This window comes from Paenarthrobacter sp. 10L412 (genome assembly GCF_056395565.1).
The window spans coordinates 172518-198438 of sequence record NZ_JBFTJT010000006.1; the positions used below are offsets into that span (position 1 = coordinate 172518).

General features: G+C 62.7%; 24 protein-coding genes and 1 tRNA gene. 12 read left to right on the forward strand and 13 right to left on the reverse strand.

Annotated features, from left to right (window positions below; translation table 11 throughout):
* The first annotated feature begins 2 nt into the window (after positions 1–2).
* Together AC1DD7_RS08875 and AC1DD7_RS08880 are read left to right on the forward strand one after the other, a co-directional pair.
* Positions 3–1208: a glutathionylspermidine synthase family protein gene (locus tag AC1DD7_RS08875; protein WP_477514645.1), complete on the forward strand. Its 1206-nt coding sequence runs from the start codon at positions 3–5 to the stop codon at positions 1206–1208.
* 27 nt (positions 1209–1235) lie between these two features.
* Entirely contained in the window at positions 1236–2786 is a 1551-nt protein-coding gene (locus tag AC1DD7_RS08880; protein WP_477514646.1) for an APC family permease, read from the forward strand.
* A 12-nt stretch (positions 2787–2798) separates the two neighbouring features.
* Here the strand turns inward: AC1DD7_RS08880 and AC1DD7_RS08885 are convergent, their stop codons facing one another.
* A complete protein-coding gene (locus AC1DD7_RS08885; protein ID WP_477514647.1) occupies positions 2799–4139 on the reverse strand; it encodes a glycosyltransferase 87 family protein in 1341 nt (446 codons plus the stop codon).
* Between the two features lie 172 nt (positions 4140–4311).
* Between AC1DD7_RS08885 and AC1DD7_RS08890 the strand changes: the two genes are divergently transcribed.
* Complete coding sequence (locus AC1DD7_RS08890; RefSeq protein ID WP_477514648.1) at positions 4312–5496, forward strand: acyl-CoA dehydrogenase family protein; 1185 nt, start codon at positions 4312–4314, stop codon at positions 5494–5496.
* Between the two features lie 90 nt (positions 5497–5586).
* Here the strand turns inward: AC1DD7_RS08890 and AC1DD7_RS08895 are convergent, their stop codons facing one another.
* Both AC1DD7_RS08895 and AC1DD7_RS08900 read right to left on the reverse strand, forming a co-directional pair.
* Positions 5587–6993, reverse strand: a complete 1407-nt coding sequence (locus AC1DD7_RS08895) for an MFS transporter (RefSeq protein WP_477514649.1) — start codon at positions 6991–6993, stop codon at positions 5587–5589.
* Positions 6990–7514 (reverse strand): winged helix-turn-helix transcriptional regulator, encoded by a 525-nt coding sequence (locus AC1DD7_RS08900; protein ID WP_477514650.1) that lies wholly within the window; start codon positions 7512–7514, stop codon positions 6990–6992. The genes AC1DD7_RS08895 and AC1DD7_RS08900 overlap by 4 nt, the downstream gene beginning before the upstream one ends.
* 315 nt (positions 7515–7829) lie before the next feature.
* Between AC1DD7_RS08900 and AC1DD7_RS08905 the strand changes: the two genes are divergently transcribed.
* On the forward strand, positions 7830–9968 hold the full coding sequence (locus AC1DD7_RS08905; RefSeq protein WP_477514651.1) for a phosphocholine-specific phospholipase C: 2139 nt from the start codon (positions 7830–7832) through the stop codon (positions 9966–9968).
* 130 nt (positions 9969–10098) lie between these two features.
* Here AC1DD7_RS08905 and AC1DD7_RS08910 read toward each other — a convergent pair whose 3' ends face one another.
* From AC1DD7_RS08910 to AC1DD7_RS08925, 4 genes are read right to left on the reverse strand one after another with little or no spacing between them, the layout of a single operon-like run.
* Positions 10099–11418: a glycosyltransferase 87 family protein gene (locus AC1DD7_RS08910; RefSeq protein WP_477514652.1), complete on the reverse strand. Its 1320-nt coding sequence runs from the start codon at positions 11416–11418 to the stop codon at positions 10099–10101.
* Positions 11419–11422: 4 nt separating this feature from the next.
* The gene (locus AC1DD7_RS08915; RefSeq protein WP_477514653.1) at positions 11423–12592 is read right to left on the reverse strand and encodes a cystathionine gamma-synthase; all 1170 of its coding nucleotides are present in this window, start codon (positions 12590–12592) and stop codon (positions 11423–11425) included.
* A 48-nt stretch (positions 12593–12640) separates the two neighbouring features.
* Positions 12641–14026, reverse strand: a complete 1386-nt coding sequence (locus AC1DD7_RS08920) for a cystathionine beta-synthase (RefSeq protein WP_477514654.1) — start codon at positions 14024–14026, stop codon at positions 12641–12643.
* A 57-nt stretch (positions 14027–14083) separates the two neighbouring features.
* Positions 14084–14476: a VOC family protein gene (locus AC1DD7_RS08925; protein WP_477514655.1), complete on the reverse strand. Its 393-nt coding sequence runs from the start codon at positions 14474–14476 to the stop codon at positions 14084–14086.
* 133 nt (positions 14477–14609) lie between these two features.
* On the opposite strand from AC1DD7_RS08925, the gene AC1DD7_RS08930 reads away from it, so the two are divergent.
* The gene (locus AC1DD7_RS08930; RefSeq protein WP_477514656.1) at positions 14610–15584 is read left to right on the forward strand and encodes a DNA-3-methyladenine glycosylase family protein; all 975 of its coding nucleotides are present in this window, start codon (positions 14610–14612) and stop codon (positions 15582–15584) included.
* Here the strand turns inward: AC1DD7_RS08930 and AC1DD7_RS08935 are convergent.
* Positions 15581–17257: an AMP-binding protein gene (locus AC1DD7_RS08935; protein ID WP_477514657.1), complete on the reverse strand. Its 1677-nt coding sequence runs from the start codon at positions 17255–17257 to the stop codon at positions 15581–15583. The two genes, AC1DD7_RS08930 and AC1DD7_RS08935, sit on opposite strands and share 4 nt — an antisense overlap.
* A gap of 83 nt (positions 17258–17340) precedes the next feature.
* Between AC1DD7_RS08935 and AC1DD7_RS08940 the strand changes: the two genes are divergently transcribed.
* Positions 17341–17619, forward strand: a complete 279-nt coding sequence (locus AC1DD7_RS08940; RefSeq protein WP_477514658.1) for a putative quinol monooxygenase — start codon at positions 17341–17343, stop codon at positions 17617–17619.
* 119 nt (positions 17620–17738) lie between these two features.
* On the opposite strand, the gene AC1DD7_RS08945 is transcribed toward AC1DD7_RS08940, so the two are convergent.
* Together AC1DD7_RS08945 and AC1DD7_RS08950 are read right to left on the reverse strand one after the other, a co-directional pair.
* Entirely contained in the window at positions 17739–18116 is a 378-nt protein-coding gene (locus AC1DD7_RS08945) for a thioredoxin family protein (protein ID WP_223946614.1), read from the reverse strand.
* 81 nt (positions 18117–18197) lie between these two features.
* Positions 18198–19985 carry an SGNH/GDSL hydrolase family protein gene (locus AC1DD7_RS08950; protein ID WP_477514659.1) on the reverse strand — a complete coding sequence of 596 codons (1788 nt, stop codon included), beginning with the start codon at positions 19983–19985 and terminating at the stop codon, positions 18198–18200.
* A 343-nt stretch (positions 19986–20328) separates the two neighbouring features.
* On the opposite strand from AC1DD7_RS08950, the gene AC1DD7_RS08955 reads away from it, so the two are divergent.
* The 4 genes from AC1DD7_RS08955 to AC1DD7_RS08970 all read left to right on the forward strand — a co-directional run bounded on the left by AC1DD7_RS08955 (position 20329) and on the right by AC1DD7_RS08970 (position 23354).
* Positions 20329–20754 (forward strand): ester cyclase, encoded by a 426-nt coding sequence (locus tag AC1DD7_RS08955; RefSeq protein WP_477514660.1) that lies wholly within the window; start codon positions 20329–20331, stop codon positions 20752–20754.
* A 116-nt stretch (positions 20755–20870) separates the two neighbouring features.
* Positions 20871–21548, forward strand: a complete 678-nt coding sequence (locus tag AC1DD7_RS08960; protein ID WP_477514661.1) for a TetR/AcrR family transcriptional regulator — start codon at positions 20871–20873, stop codon at positions 21546–21548.
* A complete protein-coding gene (locus AC1DD7_RS08965; RefSeq protein ID WP_477514662.1) occupies positions 21545–22561 on the forward strand; it encodes an ABC transporter ATP-binding protein in 1017 nt (338 codons plus the stop codon). Before AC1DD7_RS08960 ends, AC1DD7_RS08965 begins: the two co-directional genes overlap by 4 nt.
* A complete protein-coding gene (locus tag AC1DD7_RS08970) occupies positions 22554–23354 on the forward strand; it encodes an ABC transporter permease subunit (RefSeq protein WP_477514663.1) in 801 nt (266 codons plus the stop codon). The genes AC1DD7_RS08965 and AC1DD7_RS08970 overlap by 8 nt, the downstream gene beginning before the upstream one ends.
* 6 nt (positions 23355–23360) lie before the next feature.
* Here AC1DD7_RS08970 and AC1DD7_RS08975 read toward each other — a convergent pair whose 3' ends face one another.
* Complete coding sequence (locus AC1DD7_RS08975) at positions 23361–23906, reverse strand: acyl-CoA thioesterase (RefSeq protein WP_477514664.1); 546 nt, start codon at positions 23904–23906, stop codon at positions 23361–23363.
* A gap of 190 nt (positions 23907–24096) precedes the next feature.
* On the opposite strand from AC1DD7_RS08975, the gene AC1DD7_RS08980 reads away from it, so the two are divergent.
* A complete protein-coding gene (locus AC1DD7_RS08980) occupies positions 24097–24318 on the forward strand; it encodes a hypothetical protein (RefSeq protein WP_442016453.1) in 222 nt (73 codons plus the stop codon).
* Between the two features lie 46 nt (positions 24319–24364).
* A complete protein-coding gene (locus AC1DD7_RS08985) occupies positions 24365–25153 on the forward strand; it encodes a potassium channel family protein (RefSeq protein WP_477514665.1) in 789 nt (262 codons plus the stop codon).
* Positions 25154–25325: 172 nt separating this feature from the next.
* Here the strand turns inward: AC1DD7_RS08985 and AC1DD7_RS08990 are convergent.
* Both AC1DD7_RS08990 and AC1DD7_RS08995 read right to left on the reverse strand, forming a co-directional pair.
* Positions 25326–25407 (reverse strand) — tRNA-Tyr (locus AC1DD7_RS08990).
* A gap of 128 nt (positions 25408–25535) precedes the next feature.
* The gene (locus tag AC1DD7_RS08995) at positions 25536–25802 is read right to left on the reverse strand and encodes a hypothetical protein (RefSeq protein WP_442016455.1); all 267 of its coding nucleotides are present in this window, start codon (positions 25800–25802) and stop codon (positions 25536–25538) included.
* Positions 25803–25921: the final 119 nt, after the last annotated feature.

The following is a 25921-nucleotide window of genomic DNA, read 5'->3' on the forward strand; positions in this document are numbered from 1 at the left end:
GCGTGCAGCGTTTGCCCTCCGAGCCCAGGCCCGACTGGAAAAAGAAGATCGAAGAACAGGGCCTGGTCTTTTCGACCACCACCATGCCCGATGGCCGCAAAATCGAATACTGGAACGAGTCGGCGTACTACGAATTCACCATGGACGAGGTGGAGACACTCGAGAAGACTGCCGAGGACATGCACCTCATGTGCCTGGAAGCAGCAAAGTTCCTCGCCACCGGGGCCATGGGCGATATTGGGATCGGGCAACAAGCGCTGGAGCTCGCCGGCGAATCGTTGCAGGCCGGGGACATGGATATCTACGGTCGCTTCGACTTCATCTATGACGGCAAGGGTGGGCCGGCAAAAATGTTGGAGTACAACGCCGATACCCCCACAGGCCTCATTGAAGCCTCCGTTGCGCAGTGGTTCTGGTTGCAGGATGTGTTCCCGGAAAAGGACCAGTGGAACGGAATCCATGAGGCGCTGATCCGGCAATGGAAAAAGCTGCAGTTCCGCACCGGGATGAGCACACTGCATGTGGCTCATTCGGAGGCCGAAGAGTCCGGTGAGGACTGGATGACTGCCGCCTACATGCGGGATGTGGCGAGCCAGGGTGGGTGGACGACCATCGGCATCAATATGTCCGACATCGGCTGGGACCCGAACCTGAACCGCTTTGTGGACCTGGACAATTTCATGATCAGCACCATGTTCAAGCTGTATCCGTGGGAACTGATGATGAAGGAACCTTTCGGGCATCGGTTGCTGACGCGGGCCCACAACCCCCGGTGGGTGGAGCCCGCGTGGAAGATGCTGCTCTCCAACAAAGCCCTGCTGGCTGCCCTGTGGCACCTCTACCCCGGCCACGAGAACCTCCTGCCGGCCTACCTTGGCGATCCTGGCCCGCTCAAGGAATGGGTGGCCAAGCCTCTTCATGGCCGCGAGGGCGATAACATCCGCATCCACGCCCCCGGCATCGAGCTGCAGCAGCCCGGCGGCTATGGCCGTGAAGGGTGGTGCTTCCAGCAGTACCACGCACTCCCCGACTTCGATGGAAACCATCCGGTGCTTGGTCTGTGGGTGGTGGACGGCGAGTCCGTGGGCTGCGGTATCCGTGAATCGGATGGCCCTATCACGGACTATTTCTGCCGCTTCGTTCCCAACACCATTGACGCCCCGGCGCCTGCCGCGCCCACAACTACTTCTTACGGAGCTGCATTGTGAACACAGAAAGCATGAGCACTGAAAACCATGAGCACTGAAACCTCGACGCCGGACGGCGGTTCAGCGGGCGGCGACCGTACCGCCGTCGTACCTTCCAAAGGCCTCCATGCAGGCATCCTGGACCTTGGTGACTCCGTCATGCTCGGGCTGGCGTCAACGGCGCCTGTGTATTCACTGGCCGCTACGCTGGGGCTCATTGTCGCCGTCAACGGCAACTACACTCCCCTGATCCTGGTCCTTGCCTTCATTCCAGTGCTCTTCATCGCCTATGCATTCCGCGAGTTGAACAGTGCGCTCCCTGACTGTGGCACCACGTTCTTCTGGGCCCGCAAGGCCTTTGGTCCGTGGGCGGCCTGGCTGGGCGGCTGGGGCGTGGCACTGGCCGGCATCGTCGTCCTCGCCAACCTGGCCCAAATTGCCGGGAAATATCTGTGGTTGCTGATCGGCGACGGTTCCCTGGCCGGCAACACCTGGCTGGTTACCGCCACCGGGGTCCTGTTCATCGCGTTCATGACCTACGTAAATCACCGGGGCATTCGGCTGGGCGAGCACGTCCAGCGGACCCTGACCTACATCCAGTACATCTCACTGGGCATCTTTGCGGTGGCCATTATTGTTGGGATCGCCGGTGGCGCGCCTGGCGAAGCCAACGGCAGCGACGCCACCATCCAGGCTTTCGACCTTGAGTGGTTCAACCCCGCGGGTGCCTTCGCCGATCCCAGCGCCGTGGTTCACGGAGTCCTGCTGGCCCTGTTCATCTACTGGGGCTGGGACACCTGCCTGGCCCTGAACGAGGAGACCGAAAACCCTGCGAAGACTCCGGGCCGGGGTGCCGTCATCTCTGCGTTCGTCCTGGTGGCCATCTACGTTTCGGTGGCCCTGCTGGTGATGATGTACGCGAGCGTCGGGACCGAAGGCATCGGCCTGGGCAATGAAGCAAACCAGGACGACGTCTTCCTGGCCATGAAGGATGTAGTGCTGGGCCCGTGGGGTTGGCTGATCGTGGTGGCCGTCCTGGCATCCGTGCTGTCCTCAACGCAGACCACCATCCTCCCCACAGCCCGGGGAACCCTGTCCATGGGCGTGCATGGTGCCCTGCCGGCGCGTTTTGGCAAGGTCCACGAACGGTTCCAGACACCGGGTTTCTCAACCCAGGTCATGGGCGTGGCTGCCGTGGCGTACTACGTGGCCATGAGCTTCCTCAGCGAGGACCTGCTGGCGGACTCCATCAGTGCCATCAGCCTGTTCATCGCGTTCTACTACGCCCTGACCGGTTTCTCGTGCGTGTGGTTCTTCCGTTCAACGCTTCGGGATTCTGCCCGCAACCTGTGGTTCCGAGGCATCCTGCCCTTCCTGGGAGCCGTGTCCCTGACGGTGGCGTTCTTCATTTCGGCGGTGCAGATGTGGGATCCGGTGTATGGGGATACCCAGATCTTTGGAATCGGCGGAGCCTTTGTCAGCGGGGTCCTGCTTCTGCTCCTGGGCGTGGTGCTGGCCATCGTGTGCCGTTTCGCACCTGCCACGCGTGGCTTCTTCACTGGGGAGCGCGCTGACGCCGGGCTGGTGCGCGGCGAGTAAACGGCGAGCGGACTAGCGTCGCGCTGCGGTCCACTGACGCAGCCGGGTGGGAATGTCCGGGACCTCGATCTGGACGGCATCCCGCCGCAGCGCGACCAACCAGCAGACCAGGATCGCCACGGCGCAGAACACCCCCGCGCTGGACGCCATGATCCAGAGCCCCGGCGTCTGGACGTTCAGGTCCGCGGCACCCAGCGCCGAGCCGATGGTCTTTGGCGAATAAAAGAAGACCAGCGTGGAAACGACCAGCACAGCGGTCATCACAATTCTCTGCGCCCTGTACCGGCCAGGAGTTTCCTTGATGGTCCAGGCGAATGCCGGCAGGACCACAGCCATCCAGACCCAATGGTGGGACCACGAGACCGGGCTGATGAGCAGCATGGTGAGTGCCGTCGTCGACATCGCAATGACTCGGGCTCCTTGCGAGCTGGCCGCGCGGATCAGGAAGGCCGCCAGCACAACCGTGGCGAGGCTAAGCGCGAGCCAGGGAACGGTTACTGAATCCTGCGGCACGCCGAAGTGCAGCAACGCGCCCTTGACGGAGAGGTTGTCCACGTAGCCGGCGCCACCGATCCGGGACGTGTCAGGGAGGATTTCCAGCCAGAACTGCAGCGACTCAGCTGGCCGAACCACCCATGCCAAAAGGACGGTCCCGGCGAAACCGATGGACATGTTAGCCAGTCCGCGCCAATCCTTACGCATCAGGAAGTACAGGCCAAAGACAAGGGGCGTCAGCTTGATACCCGCCGCTATGCCCACCAGGAAGCCGCTGCCACGGAACCCCCGACGACGGGAGGCGCCCAGCAAGTCGACAGCCATCAAGCCCATGAGCAGGATGTTGATCTGGCCAAATGCCAACGTCTCACGCCACGGGCCGAGGAACAGGACCGCCAGGAACAGGCCCCCCGCAATCCAGCGGCTGCGGCCGGATGACAACGCAGTGCGCCAGTCGTGCTTGGAGGCCCAGTACTTCACAATGGTGGCGGCAACCCAGGCGGCAATCGCTACGCCGGCCACATTGAACAGCATCAGCGCGGCGGGTTGCGGCCAGAGTGCCAGCAGCCCGAAGATGAGCGCTGCGAACGGCGGATAGGTAAAGGGAAGCTCCGGTCCCCCGGCTGCGGCAACGCTTGGGCCGTACAGGTCCGAAGGCGAGGCGCCGGCGTCGTTGAGGATGCTTCCGCCGAACCAGTACACACTGAAGTCCAGGCCCTGCTTACTCCACTCGGCAAGCATCAGCCACACAGGCCACATCAAGAGCGGCCACGGGAGCCAATGCAGTGCGCGTGAAGTGGTGGATGCAGACCTCCCGGCACCCGCCTTAGCCTGTAAATCGACGCCGGGCAGTGCCATGTCTTTATCCCCCAATATTTTCTTTGCGCAGTGGGATCCCAGTGGTCCCCAAATACATACTACTTAAACGCCCGGCGACGGCCCGATCCGGCTGACGGCGCGGGGGGGCGTCTCGGGTGACGGTCCGGGGGCGTCCGCCTCATGCGGGCATCCAGCCGCTTAGGATGCTGGAATGAGCGATTCAACGACGAACACCTCGGACGTGCTGGCCCTCGATTCCCTGTTGACCAGCGAAGAACTGGCTCTCCGCGAGAAGGTCCGGGATTACACAACCCAGCGGATCCGGCCGAATATCGCGCGCTGGTATGAGGACGCAGTCTTCCCGCAGGAGATCGCACCCGAGTTGGGCGAGCTCGGCGTCCTGGGAATGCATCTGGAAGGTTACGGCTGCCCCGGACGGACCGCCGTCGAATATGGCCTGGCAGCCATGGAGCTGGAGGCCGGCGATTCCGGCATCCGCACCTTTGTCTCGGTACAGGGCTCGCTCGCCATGACGGCCATTCACAAGTGGGGCTCGGAGGAACAGAAAGAACAGTGGCTCCCACGGATGGCTGCCGGCGAACTGATCGGCTGCTTTGCGCTGACGGAGCCGACGGCGGGTTCGGACCCGTCATCGATGGCCACTTTCGCTCGTGAGACCTCCGACGGCTGGGTCCTCAACGGCGCCAAGCGCTGGATCGGACTCGCCTCAATTGCCGACGTCATGGTGGTGTGGGCCCAAACGGAAGATAACGCGGCAGGCATCCGCGGCTTCCTGGTACCTGCGGGCACGCCAGGCGTCACGGCCACGCCGATCGAGCCGAAGCTCTCAATGCGGGCATCAATCCAATGCGACATCAAGTTCGACGACGTAAAGCTGGGTCCGGAGGCAATCCTCCCGGGTGCCACAGGACTTCGTGGACCGTTCTCCTGCCTGAACGAAGCTCGCTACGGCATCGCGTGGGGAGCCATGGGCGCAGCCCGCGACTCCTATGAGGCCGCGCTGGAGTATGCCGGTAGCCGTCTCCAGTTCGGGCGGCCACTGGCTGGATACCAACTGACGCAGGAGAAGCTCGTGAACATGCTCCTCGAGATCCAAAAGGGCACCATGCTCGCCCTGCACCTTGGCCGCCTGAAGGACGCCGGGCACCTCCAGCCCCAGCAGATCTCCGTGGGCAAGCTCAACAACGTTCGCGAGGCCATCAAAATCGCCCGGGAGGCCCGCACCATCTTGGGCGGCAATGGCGTCACGCTGGACTATTCGCCGCTGCGGCACGCCAACAACCTGGAATCGGTGCGCACGTATGAGGGCACTGACGAGGTTCACACCCTGATCCTGGGGCAGCACATCACGGGGGTTGCCGCGTTCCGGGGCTGAGCACCCAAGTAAGTCGCAGTTAAGCGCGTTCTGACGGTTCAAAACGCGCTCAACTGCTACATAGTTGGGCCGGGGGTAGGGTAGCCCGGGTCAGGCGGAAACCGTGGCGGGTTGCTTCTTGGCCGCATCCTTGCGGATGGTTGCGCTGATCACCGCAGCTACCGTGCACATCGCAGCTGCGCCCAGCCAGGCGTAGTTGTAGTGCCCGGTAGCATCCCGGATAAACCCGGCGGCCAGGGCGGCGGCAGCCGCTCCGAGTTGATGGGCCGCAAACACCCAGCCGAACACCACGGAGCCATCGGCGCCGAACACCGAGCGGCAAATGGCTGCTGTCGGGGGCACCGTAGCTACCCAGTCCAGGCCATAGACCACAACGAAGATGATCATGCTGGGTTCCACGGATGAGCCCAACAACAGGGGGAGCACCAGCAGGCCGATCCCCCGGAACTGGTAGTACACCGCCAACAGGACCTTGGGGTTGAACCGGTCCGTCAGCCAACCGGATGCGATGGTTCCCACGATGTCGAAGATCCCGACGACGGCCAGCAAGCCCGCCGCTGTGGTTTCCGGCATGCCGTGATCATGAGCTGAGGGAATGAAGTGGGTGCCGATGAGCCCATTGGTCGTGGCGCCGCAGATGGCGAAGCCCGCCGCCAATGCCCAGAACGTGCGGACCTTGCTGGCGCGTTTGAGGACCTGCAGCGCCCGGACGGCGGCGTTCGCGGAATCCGGCTTGGCTGTTACGGAACCCGTCGGTGGCGACGCAACTGCAACGCCCGGCGTCGTGCTCTTTGAACCGGCGGCACCAGCGTCAGGTGCTTCCGCGCCGTAAGGCAACACCCCGACGTCGGCGGGTGAGTTCCGCAGCCACCGCAGGACCAGCGGTACCACCGCGAGCGCACCGGCGGCGATGAGCAGCGACGCTCCCCGCCAGCCCGGGTTCTGGGCCAGGGCGGCGATGAATGGCAGGAACACGAGTTGGCCAGCAGCGCTGCCGGCGGTCAGGATGCCGATCACCAGGCCACGGCTCTTGGCGAACCAGGTGTTGGCGATGGTCGCTGCGAAGACGAGGGCCATGGATCCCGTTCCCAGGCCTATCAGCACGCCCCATGTGAGCAGGATCTGCCATGACTGGTTCACGAACACGGTAAGCGCTGAGCCCAGGCCAATCAGGCAAAGCGCGAGCGAGGTGACTTTGCGTATGCCGAAGCGTTCCATCAAGGCTGCGGCGAAGGGTGCCGTCAGCCCGAACAGGACGAGGTTGATGCTTACTGCAAGGGACAACACTGTGGTGGACCAGCCGAATTCCTCTTGGAGCGGGACCATCAGCACTCCGGGCGCGGCCCTGAATCCGGCCGCCCCAACCAGGGCGAGGAAAGCTACGGCGGCCACCATCCAGGCCGGGTGCAGCCTGCGGCTGGGTCGCTTGCCGGGTTGCTTGCCGGTTGGGACGGCTGCATTGCTTGTCGGAGTTCCTGTGACATCGGGAGCGGTCATGCGGAGATCTCCGTTTCAGGGGAAGTTGTTGGTACGGGTGCTATGGCCAGGGGCAGGGGATGGTCGCTGCGTGTGAAGCTATGCCAGCTTGTATTGGCGGCTGTCAGGTGGACCCCACAGTGCGTGCAGGTGTCCGCCGAGGCTGTGACTTGTCCGCAGTCAGTGTGGACGACCCGCATATGGGACACCTCATCGGGGGCGTCCAGGTGTTTCTCTGCCCAGATGATGATGGCATTGAGGACGGGGAGAGCATCCTCGCCCTTGGGTGTGAGCACGTACTCCTGGCGGGTCCGGGCACCATCCTGGTAGGGACGTTGCGCCAGCAGCCCCGCCTCGAGCAGCCATGCAAGACGTTTGCTGAGCACGTTGTCCGCGACTTCCAAGCGCTGCTTGATGGCGTCGAAGCGGCCGTTTCCGAAGAAGATCTCGCGCAGAACCAGGCTCCCCCATGGATCGCCGAGGACATCGAGGCCACGGGCAAGGCTGCACGTGCGGGCGGACCAGTCGGATCGCAAAGGCATGTGGACAAAGTACATGACTTTTCTAAAGAAAGCTATGCTGCAGGTGGCACCGCAGCGAACTCTGTTGGCTCCTGACCTTCTTTCGAGCTTGGACTGCCCGAAAGCACCCAATTTTGATTGACTTGCCCCCACGTTCGTGGCAAAGAAGGTCAGGAAGCCCGCCCTTCCTCGTTGGCCGCCCTTCCTGGTCGCCCCCCGAAGACCACCGCATGTGATCTTCGGGACACGCCCCACTGGTTTGCCGTAGTTTCATCACTGGTTTACCCGGACTGCCTAGGCTGGCTGCGTCAACTCTGACCACGAAAGGCACCCTGAATGTCCTCGAATATCCCTGAGCAGGTTAATCGTTTCATCAGCGCTTCCCGGCTTTCCCGTCGCGGCTTCCTGGGCACCGCGGCCGCAGCGACGGCGCTTGCGGCCACGGGCTCCCTGCTGCCTCCATCCGTGCAGGCGGCAATGGCCAAGCCTGTCCCAACGGGAAACCTTCAATCCATCAAGCACGTGATTGTGCTGATGCAGGAAAACCGCTCCTTCGACCACTACTTTGGCTCCCTGCGGGGCGTCCGGGGCTACGGGGATAAGTCCGTGACGCGCCTGCCCAACGGGAAGTCGATGTTCGAGCAACCCAGGGCGACAGGGGAAACCGTCCTGCCGTTCTCCCTCCGCAAAGCAGCGGAGCTCGCCGGCCGCCCTGGCTCCGACATCCAGTACCTGGGCGATCTTGACCACTCCTTCACCGGCACTACGACGGCGTGGAACAACGGCTGGTGCGATAAGTGGATTCCTGCCAAGAGCGCCTCAACCATGACGTTCTACGAGCGTGCAGACATTCCACTGCAGTACGAACTCGCGGACACGTTCACCATCTGCGATGCCTACCACTGCTCCGTCAACGGATCCACCAATCCCAACCGCAACTACCTCTGGAGCGGCACCACGGGCAACGAGCCAGGAAGCACCAAGCGGGCCGTGACCAACGCGGCCTACGGCTACACCCACGGCGGCTACGACTGGACCACCTACCCCGAGTGCCTGGAGCAGTCCGGGGTTTCGTGGCAGATCTATCAAGACTGGGACAATTTCACGGACAACGCCGTGGAGTACTTCCAAACCTTCAAGGCAATCGGCAGGAAGATGCTGGCCTCAGTAGAGGGCAACCTGAACACCACAGAGGAGTTCTACGACAAGCTGGCTGGCAAGGCCCCTGCTGAGCAAGACCGGCTTCTTGCCCAGCTGGAGCAGGGCCGGGCTTCGCTCAGCGAGTCCGAGAAAGCCCTCTTCGACAAAGCAATGTGGCGTGGGCGACCCAACACCCTGCTGGAGCGCCTGGGCACGGACATCAAAGATGGCACCTTGCCTCAGGTCAGCTGGCTGGTTCCCTCGGCGGCGGACTCCGAGCACCCAGGAGCATCCACGCCAGTGGGCAGCGCAAACTTCGTGTACAGGCTGCTGGACACCGTGGCCAGCAACCCGGATACGTGGGACTCCACCGCGATCTTCCTCAACTTCGACGAGAACGATGGCTACTTCGATCATGTACCACCGCCGGTCCAACCACGCCCGGAGTCGGGAGAGTCCACCGACTGGACTACCGCACGCCCCATCGGTTTGGGCCCGCGCGTCCCTATGACCATCGTTTCCCCGTGGACCGTGGGCGGCTATGTCAGCTCCGAGGTCTTCGACCACACCTCCGTGCTCCGCTTCCTGGAACGCTGGACCGGGGTTGAAGAGCCCAACATCTCGCCCTGGCGCCGTGAAGTCTGTGGGGACCTGACAGGCGTCTTCAACTTCGATTCCCCGGGGACTCCCCCGGTTTTGGACCACCCCGGCGCTGTGCCTGCCAAGATCAGCAGGTGGCGACCGAACCCGCCGGCGGTCCAGGTGGCCCCCATCCAGGAGCCCGGAAGCCGCCCGGCCCGGCCGCTTCCATACCGGCCCCAGGTGTCAGCCGCGGTTCAGCCAGGAAAAATCACCCTGGCCTTGGCAAACAGCGGCACCCGGTCCACCCACTTCACCATTTATGGGTACACCGGCGAAGTCACCGAACCCCGACATCTGGACGTGCGGGGCAACCAGAAGGTGGAGCTTCCCGTCCCGTCCGGCGAATTCGACGTCGTCGTCACCGGCCCAAACCGCTACCACTACGAGCTGAAAGGCTCGACGGCGGGTGTTGCAGCCGGCGTCGATGTCACCGTGAACGGTCAGCGCGGTAACAAAGCGGTGGAACTGGAAGTACGCAACAACGGCACGGCCACCGTCACGCTTCGGCTTGAGTCCCTGCAGTATGCGGACGGCAATGACACTGTGAAGCTCAAGCCAGGGCAGAACAGGAAGATCGGTTGGGAGACCCTGCAGGGTTGGTACGACCTTCAGGTCACCTCACCCGAGGATGCTTCCTTCCGCAGGCGCCTAACCGGCCGTGAGGAAGACGGCCGGGAAGGTGTCTCGGGCTAGCAGGACCCCCGCCGCTTTGAAGAATCCCGCTCTTGTTCGTCCCACTTAACGCAGAACGGTGAAGAGAGCGAACAAGGGCGGGACTCCGCGGCTCCAGGGCGGCCGCCCCGAATGCGTGGGTGCGCAATCCCTAAGAGCGGGGATAGCCTTCCCTGATGTCGTGGGACCCTGCGACTCCGGCTCGAATCCGGGTAGCAACGAGGCCCGTCCGCGAAGGCCGATATGCCAGCGCCCAGTACACCAGCAGAGCGATTCCACACACCACACCCAGGCTTGACACCATCAACTGCCATTGCGTTTGGGGGTCCTTGCCCCACTCGGCAGCACCGGCCCAGACGGCAAGGTTCTTTGGCGTCATATAGAAGGCAACCGTGGAACAGGCCACGATGATCCACCCTGCTGTTCGCATCCGCCCGTTGCGGGACGGGACCCGATGCATCGCGAACGCCATGCTCGGAAGTGCCACTGCCACCCAGACCCAGTGGTGGGACCAGGAGACGGGGCTGATCAGGAGCATCAGGATGGCCGTGGCCGAGACGGCGATGAAGTTCTCGTCCACATCCACGGCCCACTTAATGATCTTTGCTGCAAGGGCCGCGAGTCCCAGGGAAAGAACCATCCACACCACGCTGGTGAGAGAGGAATCCGGCATGCCGAAGTGCAGGAGCAACCCCTTGACGGACAAGTTGTCCACGTAGGCCGGGCCGCCGATGCGTCCGGTATCGGGGAGGATCTGGGTCCAGAATGCCAGGGATGCTTGCGGCAGGATGACCCATGCGACGGCGATGGATCCGAAGAATCCGGCGGCCATCCATGCCAGCGCCTTGAAGTCGCGGCGGACCAGGAAATACAGGCCGAAGGCCAGCGGCGTGAGCTTCACACCTGCGGCCAGGCCGATCAAGAGTCCTGCGGGCCACCGGATGAGGCCAGCCCGCGCCTTACCGTAGAGCGCGAAGTCTGCCAGGATCACGCCCATCAGGATGATGTTGATCTGGCCGAAAACGAACGTATCCCGCCATGGGCCCAGAAGCAGGATGGCTCCCGTTCCCACTAAAGCCGTGGTCCTGAAGCGATAGTCGGCGAATGCTGAACGCCACGTCGTCAGGCCGAAGTAGTGGCGTGCCAACCAGGCAGCCACCACTGCGGCACCTGCCAAGGCGGCGATAATGAAGACCATGCTGCTGGCAAAGAAACCCATTGCTGCCAGCCCGGCGAAGAGCAAGGCCGCGAACGGCGGGTAAGTGAACGGAAGGCCATCGCGCACAGCATAAAGATCCCCGCCTTGGAGAACCTTGCCACCTCCGTAGAAATAGACTTCGAAGTCGTTCAGGAACGGCTGGTAGTCCGTGTAGAGGAACCAAACGGCGACGGCGAGGGTCAGCACGCCTGCGATGGTCAGGATCCAGCCGCGCTGGGCAGCCGAAACAACCGTGGGTGAAGAAGAAGCCACTGTGTCAGCCGTTGCTGATCTTGGCGAAGGCCTGCTCAAGGTCCGCAATCAGATCCTCGGACTCCTCGATGCCGCAGGATAGGCGCAAGAGGTTCACGGGAACGGCCAGTTCGGTTCCCTTAACGGAGGCGTGTGTCATCTCCGAGGGGTAGTTCATGAGGGACTCGATTCCCCCCAGTGATTCGGCCAGCGTGAAGATCGAGGTGGATTCGGCAACTGTACGGGCCGCGGCCTCACCGCCCTTGAACTGGACAGAGACCATGCCGCCGAACTTCTTCATCTGCTTCGCCGCGAGTGCGTGGCCGGGGTGGTCCGGGAGGCCCGGGTACAGCACGGCTTCAACTTCGGGGCGCTGCAGCAACCATTCGGCCACAGCCTGGCCGTTCTCGCTGTGCCGGTCCATGCGCACGCCAAGGGTCTTGAGGCCCCGCGTGGTGAGGAAAGCATCCATCGGTCCGGAAACGGCACCAACGGCGAACTGGATGAAGCCGATCTTCTCGGCGAGTTCGGCATCGTTGACGACGATCGCGCCGCCCACCACGTCCGAGTGGCCACCGATGTACTTGGTGGTGGAGTGGATCACGACGTCGGCACCCAGGTCCAGTGGGGTCTGCAAGTAGGGAGACGCGAAGGTGTTGTCGACCACCAGGAGGGCACCGGCGTCGTGCGCTATCGCGGCGAGCGCGGCAATGTCAGTGATCTTCATCAGGGGGTTGGACGGGGTTTCCACCCACACCATGCGCGTCTTGTTCGCTGCAACGGCACGTGCCACAGCATCGAGATCGGACATGTCAACAGGAGTGTTGCCGATGCCCCAGTCGCCGAGCACACGGTCGATGAGGCGGTACGTGCCACCGTAGGCGTCGTTGCCCAGGACGATGTGGTCCCCGGGACGTGCCACAGCGCGGATCAGCGAGTCTTCGGCAGCAAGGCCAGAACCGAACGAGAACGCGGCGGAGCCACCCTCAAGGGCTGCCAGCTGCTCCTGCAGGGAGTCACGTGTGGGGTTGCCGCCGCGGCCGTATTCATAGCCGGATCGCAGCCCGCCGATTCCGTCCTGGGCGTAGGTTGAGCTGAAGTGCAGAGGCGGCACCACAGCGCCTGTCCGGGGTTCGAAGGCCTGGCCCGCGTGGACGGCCCTCGTGTTGAACCCGGCGTTGTTGTTGACGGACATGGAAGCTCCTCTTTCAGTGTTCAACGGTTGGAAGTGGGCGCGTGGCGCTCAGTTGCTCAGGTAGGCCAGGAGGTCGTGGCGGGTCAGGATGCCCACGGGCGCCCCCACGAACGTGACCATGACAGTATCGACGTCGGACAACAGCTCGCGTGCCGCGGAGATGGTCTCCAGCGATCCGATAACGGGCAGGCGCTCGCCCATGTGTTCGGCGATCTTGTCCGTGAGTTTGGCTTCGCCGCGGAACAGCTTGGTGGTGAGGCTGCGCTCATCAACTGCGCCCAGGACCTCGCCCATGACCACGGGTGGTTCCTGCGAGAGGACAGGGATGTGTGAGACGCCGAACTCGTTCATGATGTTGATGACGTCTCGAACAGTCTCGTTCGGGTGGATGTGGACCAGGTCCGGCATCTCGCCAGTCTTGGACTTCAGCACCTCGCCCACGGAGGACTCTTCGCCGCCGGAAAGGAAGCCGTAGGAGCGCATCCATTGATCGTTGAAGATCTTGGCAAGATAGCCACGGCCGGAATCGGGGAGGATCACCACAACCACCGCGGACTCGTCCAGGTCCTTGGCGGCCTGAAGTGCGGCGACCACGGCCATGCCGGAGGAGCCACCCACCAGGAGGCCCTCCTCGCGTGCCAGGCGGCGGGTCATGGCGAACGAATCGGCATCCGAGACGGCAATGACCTGGTCCGGCACGGTTTTGTCGTAGTTTGCGGGCCACATGTCTTCGCCAACGCCCTCAACGAAGTACGGGCGTCCGGTGCCGCCTGAGTACACAGAACCTTCCGGGTCCGCGCCGATGACCTTGACCCGGCCGCCGTCGGACGCGGGCCTGTCTGCCGAGACTTCCTTCAGGAAGCGGCCCGTGCCCGTGATGGTGCCGCCCGTTCCAGCGCCGATGACCACGTGCGTCACCTTGCCGTCAGTATCGCGCCAGATCTCCGGTCCTGTTGACTCGAAGTGGCTGCCCGGGGCTGCGGGGTTGGAGAACTGGTCCGGCTTGAAGGCGCCGGGAATTTCCTTGACCAGGCGATCGGAGACGCCGTAGTAGCTTTGCGGGCTGTCCGGGGCGACGGCTGTGGGTGTCACCACGACTTCGGCACCGTACGCTGCCAAGACAGCGCGTTTGTCCTCGCCCACTTTGTCCGGCACCACGAAGACGCACTTGTAGCCCTTTTGCTGGGCTACGAGCGCCAACCCGACTCCGGTGTTCCCCGACGTCGGTTCAACGATGGTTCCGCCTGGCTGCAGCCGGCCGTCCTTTTCCGCTTCTTCGATCATCTTCACGGCGATGCGGTCCTTGATGGATCCGCCGGGATTGACGTACTCGAGCTTGACCAGGACGGTGGCTTTGATGCCGTTCGTTACGTGGTTGAGCTTGATGAGCGGCGTATTACCGATGAGGTCCAACACGGACTGGGCGTACTTCATAGGTACAAAGTTACCGCCTGCCCGTAGTCCGCCCTGCCGTGCCTCACTTGCGCAGCATCACTTCCCGGCGGAGGAGTCGGTTTGCCAGAGGCCCAGGATGTTGCCCTCGGTGTCTTTGAAGTAGGCGTACCAGCCCATGCCGGGGACGGCGTCCTTACCTTGAACGATGGAGCCACCAGCGGATTCCACCTGGCCGAGGGCAGCATCCACATCGTCCACATCGATGGTGAGGATGGGATTCTTCAGGTTGTCTGTGCGTGGAAACAGCGCACCATTGATGGCTCCGGGTTCGCTGGGCATGCCGGTCTCTTCATCTGATGGAGTCGTGATGGCGATCGTGTAATCCATTTCCTGCATAGGGCTGAGATTCCAGCCGAAAGCACTTTGGTAAAAAGTGTTGGCCCTCTCGTTGTCATCCGTGGGAATCTCGAAATGCACTATTCCGGCCATGGTTTGCGCTCCTGGATTTTGGGCTTCGGACGCGGCCCACCCGCGCCACATCAGGGAGTCTAGACCCGTGAAGCGGCCCCCGTAAGAGGCTTACAAGGAGTGAATTGTCAGCCAGCCGTGGGACCATGAAAATATGACCATCGCAGACGCCCCGCCCCTTGTTGCGGCCGCGGCAGACGCTTCCATACGATGGCACCCCGGCGCCTCCTACAGGCTCGACCAAACCATGTTTCCCCTGATGCGGGGCAACGCCGACCCCTCTTTCGCGGCCCATCCCAACGGTTTCTGGATGGCCTTCACCACACCTTCAGGAGCTGTCACCCTGCGGCTCTCCGCGGGTGGACTGGGCGAGGATACGTTCGTTGATGCCCAGGCCTGGGGGGCGGGAGCGGAGGAGGCCGTTGCGGGCGTTCCCCGCCTGCTCGGTGCGGACGACGACTGGTCGGCTTTTGACGAACCCGTCTTCCATGCAACGCTCCCGCGCCTGGTCACTGAAGCACGACGCCGGAACATGGCACTGCGGCTGCCCTCCACCGGGCGGCTGGTTGACTCGCTGGTGCCCACCATTCTGGAGCAAAAGGTCACCACCTTGGAGGCAAGGCGTGGCTACCGGTACTTGATGTACCGCTTCGGAACGAAAGCCCCGGGCAGTGTGGCTCCCGCAGGACTCCTCGTACCTCCCACGGCGCGGCAATGGTTGGCCGTTCCGTCGTGGGAGTGGCATAAGGCGGGAGTCGGGCCACAACGCTCGGCGACAGTGATGCGGGCGCTGCAATCCGCCGTCGCGCTAGAACGTTTGGCTGACCTGGACCCAGCCCGTGCCGGAGCCAAACTGCAGACCATTCCCGGCATCGGCGTTTGGACTGCTGCGGAAGTGGTCCAACGTACCCACGGCTGCCCGGATTCGATTTCCGTGGGCGACTACCATTTGGCCTCTTATGTGGGCTACGCGTTGCTGGGACGGAAGATTGACGACGCCGGCATGCTGGAGTTGCTGGAACCTTGGCGGGGACAGAGACAGCGGCTGGTGCGGATGCTGTATTTGAGCGGCTTCCGGAAGCCAACCTTCGGCCCACGAATGACCGTCCAGGACCACCGCGCCCACTAGAGGTGCAGGCGGGACACGGCTTCCTGGCGCATATCCACCTTCCGGACCTTGCCCGAGACGGTCATCGGGAAGCTCTCGCGGACATCCACGTATTTCGGAATCTTGTAGTGGGCAAGCTTGCCCTTGCAGTACTCGGCGATGTCCTCTGTAGTCAGCGCCTCACTGCCCGGTTTGAGGATGATGCAGGCCATGAGCTCCTCGCCGTATTTGGCGTCCGGAACACCGATTACCTGCACGTCCTGGATGGACGGATGCAGATACAGGAACTCCTCGATCTCGCGGGGATAAATGTTCTCGCCACCTCGGATCACCATGTCCTTGATCCGGCCTTCGATCACCAGATACCCGTCCTCGTCCATGCGGGCGAGGTCGCCCGTATGCATCCAGCCCTCAGCGTCAATGGCCTCGGCCGTCTTGTCCGGCTGGCCCCAGTAGCCCTGCATCACCGCGTAGCCGCGGGTGCACAGCTCGCCGATGACGCCGCGCTCCACCACTTCACCCGTACCCGGATCCACGATCCGGCTTTCAAGGTGCGGCATGGTCCTGCCCACTGTGCTGGTCCGGTGCTCCAAAGTGTCCCCCGCCCGGGTCATGGTGGACACCGGCGACGTCTCAGTCATGCCGTAGCAAATGGCCACGTCCACCATGTGCATCTCATCGATGACCCGGCGCATCACCTCAATGGGGCACAACGACCCCGCCATGACGCCAGTCCTGAGCGTGGAGAGATCGAACGTGGCGAAGTCCGGCAGCGCGAGTTCGGCAATGAACATGGTGGGCACGCCATAAAGCGACGTGCCGCCAAAGTCCTGCACGGCTTCCAACGCCGCAGAAGGGTTGAATCCCCTGCTTGGGATGATGGTTGCCGCCCCGAAGCTCAGGGCATTCAGGTTGCCGATCACCATTCCGAAGCAGTGGTAGAACGGCACCGGAATCACCACGCGGTCCTGTTCGGTGTAGCCCAGGAGGCGGCCGATCGAGTGTCCGTTGTTGAGGATGTTGTGGTGCGTGAGGGTCGCACCCTTCGGGAAGCCCGTGGTGCCTGATGTGTATTGAAGGTTGATGGCATCGTGCGGATCCAGTTCGGCCATGCGGTCCCGTAGGGCAGAAGGCCCGACGCCGTCCGCCCGGGTCAGGAGCTCGGCGTACGTCAGCTCGTGGCCGGCCTCGGGGACACCCGGCGTGAGCCCCGCAACCGGGTCTCCGGGGAGGAAGACGATCTCCCTGAGTTCGGGGCACGTACCCGCAGTCTCCCTGGCCATGCCCACGTAATCGCTGTTCTTGTCCGAGGGCGCAGTCACCAGCATCCGCATGCCGTTCTGCTTGACCACGAAGTCCAGTTCATGCCGGCGATAAGCCGGGTTGACGTTGACCAACACGGCCCCGATCTTTGCCGTGGCGTACTGCAGGATGGTCCACTCGGCACAGTTGGGGCTCCAGATGCCGATGCGCTCGCCTTTCTCCACACCCAGGGCGAGGAGCGCGCGGGCGAGGTGATCGACGTCGTCGTTAAGCTTTTCGTAGCTCCACCGACGGGCGTCCCCGCCGGGCGTGGCAGCGGCTTCTATCAGCGCGTCCCTGAGCGGAAACTGCGCTGCGATGCGTTCAAAATTGGCACCGATGGTCTCTTCGAGCAGCGGGACGTCAGTGTCTCCGGCGGTGTAGGACAACATGACCGAACGCTACCAAGACAGTGCGCGCAACAGAACCGTAAAGTGGACAATCGGCTCCGTGTCCTCCCGGTAGGGTTGGATCCATGAGTGCACCCATCGACCTGCAGGCCACGTTCATCCCCAACGACGACGAATTCTTCCGCGTGAAGCTCGCCCTGGAAATCGCGATCGACGAGGTCGTCAACGAGCCCGGCTGCATCCGTTATGAACTGACCGAAGCCACTGAGGAAAAGCTGGTGCTCACCGAGCGCTGGGAGTCTGAGGAGGCTCTGGAGAAGCACTCCAAGGGCATTGCCGTCCAGGACCTGAACGAGTCCCTCAGCGCCTTGCTGGCTGAGCCGGTCAAGCTCGAACGGCTCTAGCCTCTCCCAGCACCAGCTCAGCGAAATCGCCGCAAGACTGCGGGAACGCCTTAAAGCATCGAGGTCGCCGGAATTTTCCGGCGACCTCGATGCTTTTCCGGCGATTTCGCCGGATGGGTCTAGCTTTCCTGGGCCTCGGCACGTGCCTTGGCCACATGGGCGTGGACTTCTTCCATGTCCAGGCCCTTCACGGCCTCAATAACCTGCTCCAGCTGCGGGCCATTGAGGGCACCCGGCTGAGAGAAGACAAGCACTTTCTCGCGGAAGGCCATGAGCGTCGGGATGGACGTAATCCCGGCTTCGGCGGCGAGCTGCTGCTCAGCCTCGGTGTCCACTTTGGCGAAGACCACGTCCGGGTGCTTCTCGGAAGCTGCCCCGTAAGTGGGCGCAAACTGGCGGCACGGGGCGCACCAGGCAGCCCAGAAATCCACCAGGACAATGTCATTGCCTTCGATGGTCGATGCGAACTGTTCTCCAGTGATGTCAACTGTAGCCATGTTTCCACGGTACGCGACCCCGCTCGCTAAGTCCCGTGGAGAGGGCCGTTGTTCGCTTCCCGCGTCACCGGGAATAAACGGCTACTTGGCCAGGACGTACTTGAGCGCGGACGCGTAGAGAGGAGCCACCTTGTTGTGTCCGGTTTGGTTCAGGTGCACATTATCCAGATAGTTCCAGGTGGCCCCGGCGATAGTTGCTGTGCCGGCCATCGAGATGCGTGGCCAGCCCCGGACAGCAGCTTCGCGGGTCAGGAGCCCGTCCACCCATCGGCGCTGGAAATGGCTGGCGTCATAGCGGGAAAGAACACCGGTGATAAGGATCGTGCTGCGGGGATATTTACGGCGCAGTTCATCCCACAACCGGTTGGCTTGGGACAGGATCGCGGCATCGGTGGCAAAAATCCGGGCATCGTTTCCACCAAGCGTCACCACCACCAGCCCAGGGTTGCCTTGGGGCAGGAGGATCCGGTCCAGGAGCACGGCATCGGTCGCTGAATTGCCACCGACCGCGGGGCTGCCCGAAACGTATCCCATCCCACCGATGCTCCGCACCACCTGGTGGGTGTAGCCAGCGGCCCGGGCACCCTGTTCGCCCCATGAGTCAAGATCCAGCTGCGAGTCTCCAAGGAAGACCACCGTGGAGGCGTCCACTGCTTCGGCTGAATACAACTCCTGCGTGGAATCGTTCCAGATGGTTTCCAACTTTTGGAAGGCAACGTGGGAGCCCCTGGCATCGGACCAGGTATCGCGCACCGGCCAGCCGAATTCGCCCGGATTGATGGACCACACTTTGTACGTGGAGTGCCCCACAATCCGCGCTCCCGTTGCAGGCCCCCAAACAAGCCAGCCGTTGGCGAACTGCTGCACCAGGCCCCCGGCCCGCGGAAGTTTGTCCGTGAGGGGCAAGCCCAATTGTCCGGCTGCTCCACCCAGGGAAACGTAGCGGTTGTGGACATCGCCGTGGGTGGTCGAATGCGCACCCGTTGCCGCCGACCAATAGACCGTGCCGCCCTGGAAGAGTTGGTAGACGAAGTCGTTTTGCCGGTATTCCTCGCTGACCGGATATCCCAGGGCACCGTTCTGGCCTCCAGTCGCGGACCAGTAGCTCCGGATAGCTCCGGTCAGGGCCCTCGCGCCGGTGGCGGGCGACCAGATGATGGTTCCACGCTGGTACTGCTGTGACGAGCCACCGTTTCGCAGGCCCGTCGCTTCATCCGTAGTGGGATACCCAAACTCCCCGCTTTCCAGCCCCGATTGGCGCCAGCGCTCACGTATGGCGCCCATGGAGGGATGTGCCCCAGTCGCCGGGGACCATACGATAAAGCCGTGCTCGAAGAGCTGGTAGGCACCGCCGTCGGGCAGTCCTGTGCGTTCACTGCCAGCGGGGTACCCGAGGAAACCAGCCTCAAAACCCGCTCTCCCCCACGCCAAGTGGATGGACCCCGTTGTGCGTTGGGCACCAGTAGCTGCCGAGAAACTGATCGCTCCTCTTTCGAAGAGTTGCTTGGAACCACCATTGCGCAGGCCGCTTAGAGTGTCTGTTGTGGGATAGCCGTGATAGCCCGCGGGGCCATCGGCTTCCCACCAAGCGTTGCGGACCGGCCCATTGACCACCACACGCGCTCCCGTGCGGGCTGACCACGCGATATCGCCACCGACGAACCGTTGCACGCAACCGGTGCTGGAGCATTCCTCCGCTGCCGTGGGCCGGATCAGAACGCTTCGGGCCCAAGTGCTGGTGCTGTAAAGCTGTCCGATGGCGCCTGCGACGGGAGGGGTGGAAGTCTCAAGCTGGATGCTCCCCGATGGGGCAGCTTGCACAGGTATCTCGGTTCCGAGCAGGCCAAGGACCAACAGCAGCGCCGCCACTGATCCGGCGATTTTGCTTTTCTTCGACGACGAAGCCGACCCCGCACAACCCACTTATCTACCCCTGCATCTTCGGGCCCAAAGGCCCCGTCACTGCTCCCCCACGAAGACAGTGAAGTCAGTATCTTCGACGGCGGCACTTCAGACGGCGACGACTCAGCGTTTGGTGTCACATCGTTATGTTCCCCGAACGGCGGGCACCGTTTCGCTGAGTCGCGGGAAGGCCTGTCATCGCCGGATCCTTCGTCCTAGACTGGCCTCCCATGGTGACGTGGGGACGGGTTGCGTTGCCTGCCCTGACCAGTTCTTGCCCGGCGGCCACGCATTCAATGAAGGGATGAACGTGGAGCCTGAGGATAACAAAGCGCTGGTGAGGCGCTTCTACGAAGCGATCGATGCCGGCAACATCGAAGCGATGGATGACCTGGTTGCCGAAGACTACCTGGACCATCACCCTCCGTTCCCCGGGCTCTCGGCAGGACGGGAGGGCCTGAAGGAGGCCTTCCGCATTTTCCTCAAAGCTACGCCGGGACATCACGTTATCGAGGATCAGATCTGCGAAGGCGACAAGGTAGTCACCAGACTGACCGCCCATGGTCGACACGAAGGCGAGTTGCCCGGTCCACTACCTGCTACAGGCGCTCAACTGGACGAAACCGCCGTCGCCATCCACAGAATTCAGGACGGACGGATCGTGGAGCATTGGTCCGATCGCGACGACCTCGCGCTGATGCAGCAACTGGGCATCATCCACTTGCCGGGCGCCTGAATCGAGCCGTAATTCTCTATGCGAAGCTGCCCGAAGTCTGCGCAAGTAGCCTCGCGTCCGTTGGAGCCAATCCCTGCCTCTTGCTAGCGATTGAACAACTGTTTAGTGTATGAAACATGCGTTTAACCGCAGAGGATTTAACCACCCGTGCACGGATCCGTGATGCCGCCATCGGACTGTTCGGCCGCGATGGTTTTGGCCCTGCTACCGTCCGCGCGGTCGCCTCTGCAGCGGGGGTCAGCCCTGGCCTGGTGATCCATCATTTCGGCAGCAAAGCAGGTCTGCGCGAAGCATGCGACCAGCATGTCCTCGCGCAGACCGCCAGCCAGGGTAGGGAGAAAACAGACCCTGCCACCGCACGTCAATTGATCCAGGACTACCTCAACCACCCGGACCAGTACGCCGATGAGATCGCCTACATTCGCCGCTCCCTGAGCGATGAATCCACGGCCGGGGACGCATTCTTCGACGCCGTGGTGCGCCAGACGCAGGACATCATCGAGGCCGGGATCGCCGTCGGCACCATCCGTGACTTCGACGACGTCCGGTCCACCGCCGTCGTCGTCGCATCAAACAGCCTCTCAATGCTCATGCTGGGCAGGCACCTCTCACGGGCGCTGGGAGCGGACGTAACAGAACCGCACGGCATAGGACCCGAATTGCTGCGGCAACTGACCATCCCCGCGCTGGACATCTACACCAACGGCTTCTACGCGGATTCGCGGTTCCTGGACTCGGCCCGCGACGCCCTGCAGCAAGACACCATCAACCAAGGAAGGGAGCATGCCCAGTGACCCAGGCAATCGTCGTCGAAGGGTTGCGCAAGAAGTTCGGCCAGCGCGAGGTCCTCCACGGACTCGACTTCGCCGTTGAACCGGGAACGGTCTTCGGCGTTATTGGACCGAACGGAGCGGGCAAAACCACCACCATGCGCTGCCTGCTGGATAGTATCCGGCCAAGCGCGGGAACCATTTCAGTGTTGGGGCAGGATCCACGCCGTGCCGGAACCGGACTGCGCCGCAGGATCGGTTATCTCCCTGGCGAACTCCATTTGGAGAACCGAACCACAGGCCGACGCCTGCTTGAACACTTCGCGGCCATCAGCGGCCCGGTACAGCCCAAATATGTCAACGAATTGGCAGAGCGGCTGGATCTGGATCTGGACCGGCAAACCCGCAAGCTCTCCAAAGGGAACAAGCAGAAGCTCGGCCTCCTGCAGGCGTTCATGCACCGCCCCGAGCTCCTGGTGCTCGATGAACCAACCAGCGGCCTGGATCCCTTGGTCCAGCAGGAGTTCCATGCACTGGTCCGCGAAGTGGTGGACGATGGCGCAACGGTCTTCCTCAGCTCACACGTACTGAGCGAGGTCCAGCAGGCCGCCGACGCCGTAGCCATCCTCCGCGACGGTGGCATCGTGACGATCTCCACCGTAGAGGCCTTGAGGAACGCGGCCGTACGGCAGTTGCGGTTCAACGCAACCGGCGCAGAAACGCACGACGTCGGCGCGCTGCTGGCGCGGGTGCCGGGCGTCGCCAATGTTGTGCTGCGGGAGCTTCCTGGTGACGGCGCAGCGGAAGCCACCGTCGAAGCAACGGCGACACTTTCGGGTCTGGTCCAGCCACTGGTGCAGGAGCTGGCGCGGCTGAACCTCACAGACCTCGTCCTGGAGGAACCGGATCTGGAGGAAGCCGTGCTGACTCTCTACACGGGGCGTCATGTGGGCAACGGAAACGGACGAAACGGAAACGGGCGCGGAGGAAACGGGCACAAATCCGTGAGCCACACGGAAGGAGCACACCATGCCTAGGTTCCTCCCCCTCTTCACCAAAGCCTTGACAGACTCGTGGCGGTCCACTGTCGCGTGGGCCTTGGGACTGACGGCTGCGATCATGCTGTACCTGCCCCTTTATCCGTCCATCGGGGGCAGCGCGCAAATGCAGCAAATGATCGACGCACTCCCGCAGGAGATGACCAAGGCCCTGAACTATGACCAGATAGCCACCGGACCTGGCTACACACAGGCCACCCTGTTCGGGTTGATCGGTTTCCTGCTGATGTCCATGGCGTCCGTGGGTTGGGGCGCGGCCGCAGTGGGCGCGGACGAGGAGTCGGGGCTGCTGGAATTGACCTTGGCCCATAGCGTGACCCGAATCCAGGTGGTCCTTGAACGCGCCCTGGCACTCGTGGTGCGCGTCGCGATCCTTTCGGCCTTGGTCTTCCTGCTGGTGCTGGTGCTGAACGGACCCTCGAAACTGGACATCGACGTCGGGCATCTCTTCGGTGCGGTAGTGCTGTTTGCCGCTTTGGCACTGCTGAGCGGAACAGCGGCGCTGTGCGTAGGTGCTCTGACAGGACGGAAGGTTTATGCGATTGCGGCGGGTGCCGCCGTCGCCGTCCTCGGCTATGTCTTCAACGCTGTTGGGAGGCAAAGCCCCGACGTCGACTGGCTGCTGAACCTTTCGCCGTACCACTGGGCATACGGTAATTCACCGGTAACGAACGGTGCCGATTGGGGAGCGGCTGCAGGCTTGCTGGGTATCTCTGCGGCGCTTATCGCCCTGGGCGCGGTTGCACTTCAGCGGCGGGACGTAGGTGTTTGAGTTCGCCTAAGCCCACACGTGCGGAGCTGGCCGGCGGGCTCCCAGGAGCGCATTGTTCTCGCGCCACTCATGGATCCACTCCGGCAATTCCAAGTCAGCCGGTGGCGCACCGAACTCAGCAATGATCTCTTCCTGCGTCACCGGCTTCCCCTTGTTCACCAAGCGGGTTGCTATGTGGGCGCGAGCGTAGATCTCACCGTCCACCACCATGCGCTGCTCAAAGTAGATGGCTTTGGTGTCCAGCCCGATGATGCGCGTTTCGATGGTGTAGCGCTGCCAGAGTTGCAATGACTTGCGGAAAGCGATGGTCTCTGCGGCTGCAACGGGACTCCAGCCGCGCCTGCGCATCTTTCTCCAGATACCGCTGCGAACCATGAGGTCGAAGCGGCCAAGGTCCATCAAGGAGAAATACATGCCGTTGTTCACGTGCATCGCGATGTCGATGTCCGTCGGCAGAACCCGCAGGGGCAGCGAGGACGTTTCCCAAGCACCCAAGGGTGAACGCTTGGATGAGGTGAACAGCAGCATGAGGGTGCGGAGAAGCAAATGCATGCGAGCTATGTTACCCGCGAGTAACTTCGGTGGGAATAGACAGACCGCATAGTGGACAGGGTGTTGGCGCAGCATTAATACATCCAGCGCTTTATGTCCAACGATTGCACAAACGTTTACCGCCAGTTCATCCATCCCGTGCACAATGTCTGAAACCCGGAAACACCGACTCACACCCAGGGGGATCCCTTTGAGCACTCTGCAAACCACCAAGCCGCACGCCGACGTCTGGCCCGACCTCGCCCGGCACCAGGACGTCGTGCTCCGGGACGCCCGGGGCAACCGCATCGAAGGAACCATCGACGGCATGACCGATGACCACAGCACACTCTGGGTACAGCTCAAGGGCGGTTTGGGCCGGCAACTGGTTCACCACATGGACGGATACTGGCTGGAGACTCCCACCGTCTGATCCGTTTTCCAGTGGCGTGCATTGTTGCTGTGGCTAGGATTCCCGTATGACTCAAGCGCGATACCGGGACCTCGTCGAATGGCCCCTCATGGCGACTGCACTTATTTTCCTCATCGCATATGCCTGGCAGGTCATAGGTCGCGTGGACGGGGCGGCCGGCCTCCCCTTCGAAATAATCCTCTGGATTACCTGGGGGATCTTCGCGCTGGACTACTTCGCCAACCTCTGGCTGGCGGAGGATCGAAGGCGATGGTTCGTCTGGAACCTGCATGAACTCCTCATCGTGGTGCTCCCCTTCTTCCGGCCACTCAGGCTTCTTCGGCTGGTCACGCTCCTGTCCGTACTGCAACGCACCGTGGGAGAAACCCTGCGCGGACGCGTAGCCACATACGTTGCCGGCTCGGCCGCCATGTTGGTGCTCATCGGCGCCCTGGCAGTGCTTGACGTGGAGCAGAATGCACCGGACGCCAAGATCCTGACGTTCGGAGACGCCGCATGGTGGGCCATCACCACCATCACCACAGTTGGCTACGGAGACCTCTACCCCGTCACCCCCATCGGCAGGATCGTGGCGGCGGCGCTCATGATGAGCGGGATTGCCGTCCTGGGTATCGTGACGGCCTCTATTGCCTCGTGGTTGGTGCAACGAATCGAGGAAAACGCGGAGGATGTTGCGGCGGCCGCGGAAACCAAAGCAGCAGCCGCCGAAGAACCGGTCCGCGCTGAATTGGCAGACCTTGTCACTGAAATTGCAGCGCTGAGGCGTGAGATCGCCGAGCTTCGGGAGAGCGCGGCTGCCAGGCGTGACACTGGCACGGAGTCGCCAGCCAGCTGAGAATCCCCGGACTCGTTCGAATTCCCCGCCGCACAACGGTGAGTACAGCGAACGAGAGCGGGAGCCGTGGGTTCCTTGGCCCCTGCATTCGCGGCGCGTGCCCCCCCGAACGCGTGCACCCCGAACGCGAAAAATCCCCGGAACCTGTTGGTTCCGGGGATTTCCCTTTGGGTGGCAGATGAGGGATTCGAACCCCCGTAGGCGTTGCCAGCTGATTTACAGTCAGCCCCCTTTGGCCGCTCGGGTAATCTGCCGAACTTCAAAAGAAGATCACTTCCGGAGACCGTTTCTTTTCGATCCGGTAACCGAAGGCAGAGACAACCTTACAGAACTTCCGGCCAAGAATCTAATCGAGGGCGGACACGCCGGAATGGCCTGTATTTCAGGCTTCTCCGAGGATCCGGCCAGCCAGTTTCGCTTCAAACTTTTCTGCTTGCTCAGCCGTGATTTGGTTGAGCTCCACAGCACGCAGCAAATCGGCGTGCACCCCGTCCATCCGCGAGGCCGCATCCGGCACCGGGCTCAGGACGATCGACGCCGCCACTGTCACCGCTGCCACTGCACTCGCCGCGGCTGCCGCTGCCGTACCGATCGAACCAGCTGCCGCGGATGCGGATTTCGTGACGTAGTGGACGGCCTTGTGGCTCATGCTTACCTCCGTGGGTGGGCTCTTCCAACTGGTACAACTCTCAAACATCCACCTCGGTTCCAACCAAGCATGTGCTGTGAGCGAACTGTGAAAGTTATCCACGGCCCCATCCCGCGCCT

Coding starts and splice junctions, on each gene's coding strand:
- AC1DD7_RS08885 (WP_477514647.1), bottom strand. CDS start 4,139: ATGGCACTGCCCGGCGTCGATTTACAGGCTAAGGCGGGTGCCGGGAGG.
- AC1DD7_RS08935 (WP_477514657.1), bottom strand. CDS start 17,257: ATGTTGTCCTACACCGCCGGAGACACTGACGTCCCGCTGCTCGAAGAG.
- AC1DD7_RS08930 (WP_477514656.1), top strand. CDS start 14,610: ATGACCATCGCAGACGCCCCGCCCCTTGTTGCGGCCGCGGCAGACGCT.
- AC1DD7_RS08880 (WP_477514646.1), top strand. CDS start 1,236: ATGAGCACTGAAACCTCGACGCCGGACGGCGGTTCAGCGGGCGGCGAC.
- AC1DD7_RS08925 (WP_477514655.1), bottom strand. CDS start 14,476: ATGGCCGGAATAGTGCATTTCGAGATTCCCACGGATGACAACGAGAGG.
- AC1DD7_RS08940 (WP_477514658.1), top strand. CDS start 17,341: ATGAGTGCACCCATCGACCTGCAGGCCACGTTCATCCCCAACGACGAC.
- AC1DD7_RS08975 (WP_477514664.1), bottom strand. CDS start 23,906: ATGCATTTGCTTCTCCGCACCCTCATGCTGCTGTTCACCTCATCCAAG.
- AC1DD7_RS08985 (WP_477514665.1), top strand. CDS start 24,365: ATGACTCAAGCGCGATACCGGGACCTCGTCGAATGGCCCCTCATGGCG.
- AC1DD7_RS08970 (WP_477514663.1), top strand. CDS start 22,554: ATGCCTAGGTTCCTCCCCCTCTTCACCAAAGCCTTGACAGACTCGTGG.
- AC1DD7_RS08920 (WP_477514654.1), bottom strand. CDS start 14,026: ATGAAGTACGCCCAGTCCGTGTTGGACCTCATCGGTAATACGCCGCTC.
- AC1DD7_RS08890 (WP_477514648.1), top strand. CDS start 4,312: ATGAGCGATTCAACGACGAACACCTCGGACGTGCTGGCCCTCGATTCC.
- AC1DD7_RS08915 (WP_477514653.1), bottom strand. CDS start 12,592: ATGTCCGTCAACAACAACGCCGGGTTCAACACGAGGGCCGTCCACGCG.
- AC1DD7_RS08900 (WP_477514650.1), bottom strand. CDS start 7,514: ATGCCTTTGCGATCCGACTGGTCCGCCCGCACGTGCAGCCTTGCCCGT.
- AC1DD7_RS08995 (WP_442016455.1), bottom strand. CDS start 25,802: ATGAGCCACAAGGCCGTCCACTACGTCACGAAATCCGCATCCGCGGCA.
- AC1DD7_RS08960 (WP_477514661.1), top strand. CDS start 20,871: ATGCGTTTAACCGCAGAGGATTTAACCACCCGTGCACGGATCCGTGAT.
- AC1DD7_RS08895 (WP_477514649.1), bottom strand. CDS start 6,993: ATGACCGCTCCCGATGTCACAGGAACTCCGACAAGCAATGCAGCCGTC.
- AC1DD7_RS08905 (WP_477514651.1), top strand. CDS start 7,830: ATGTCCTCGAATATCCCTGAGCAGGTTAATCGTTTCATCAGCGCTTCC.
- AC1DD7_RS08945 (WP_223946614.1), bottom strand. CDS start 18,116: ATGGCTACAGTTGACATCACTGGAGAACAGTTCGCATCGACCATCGAA.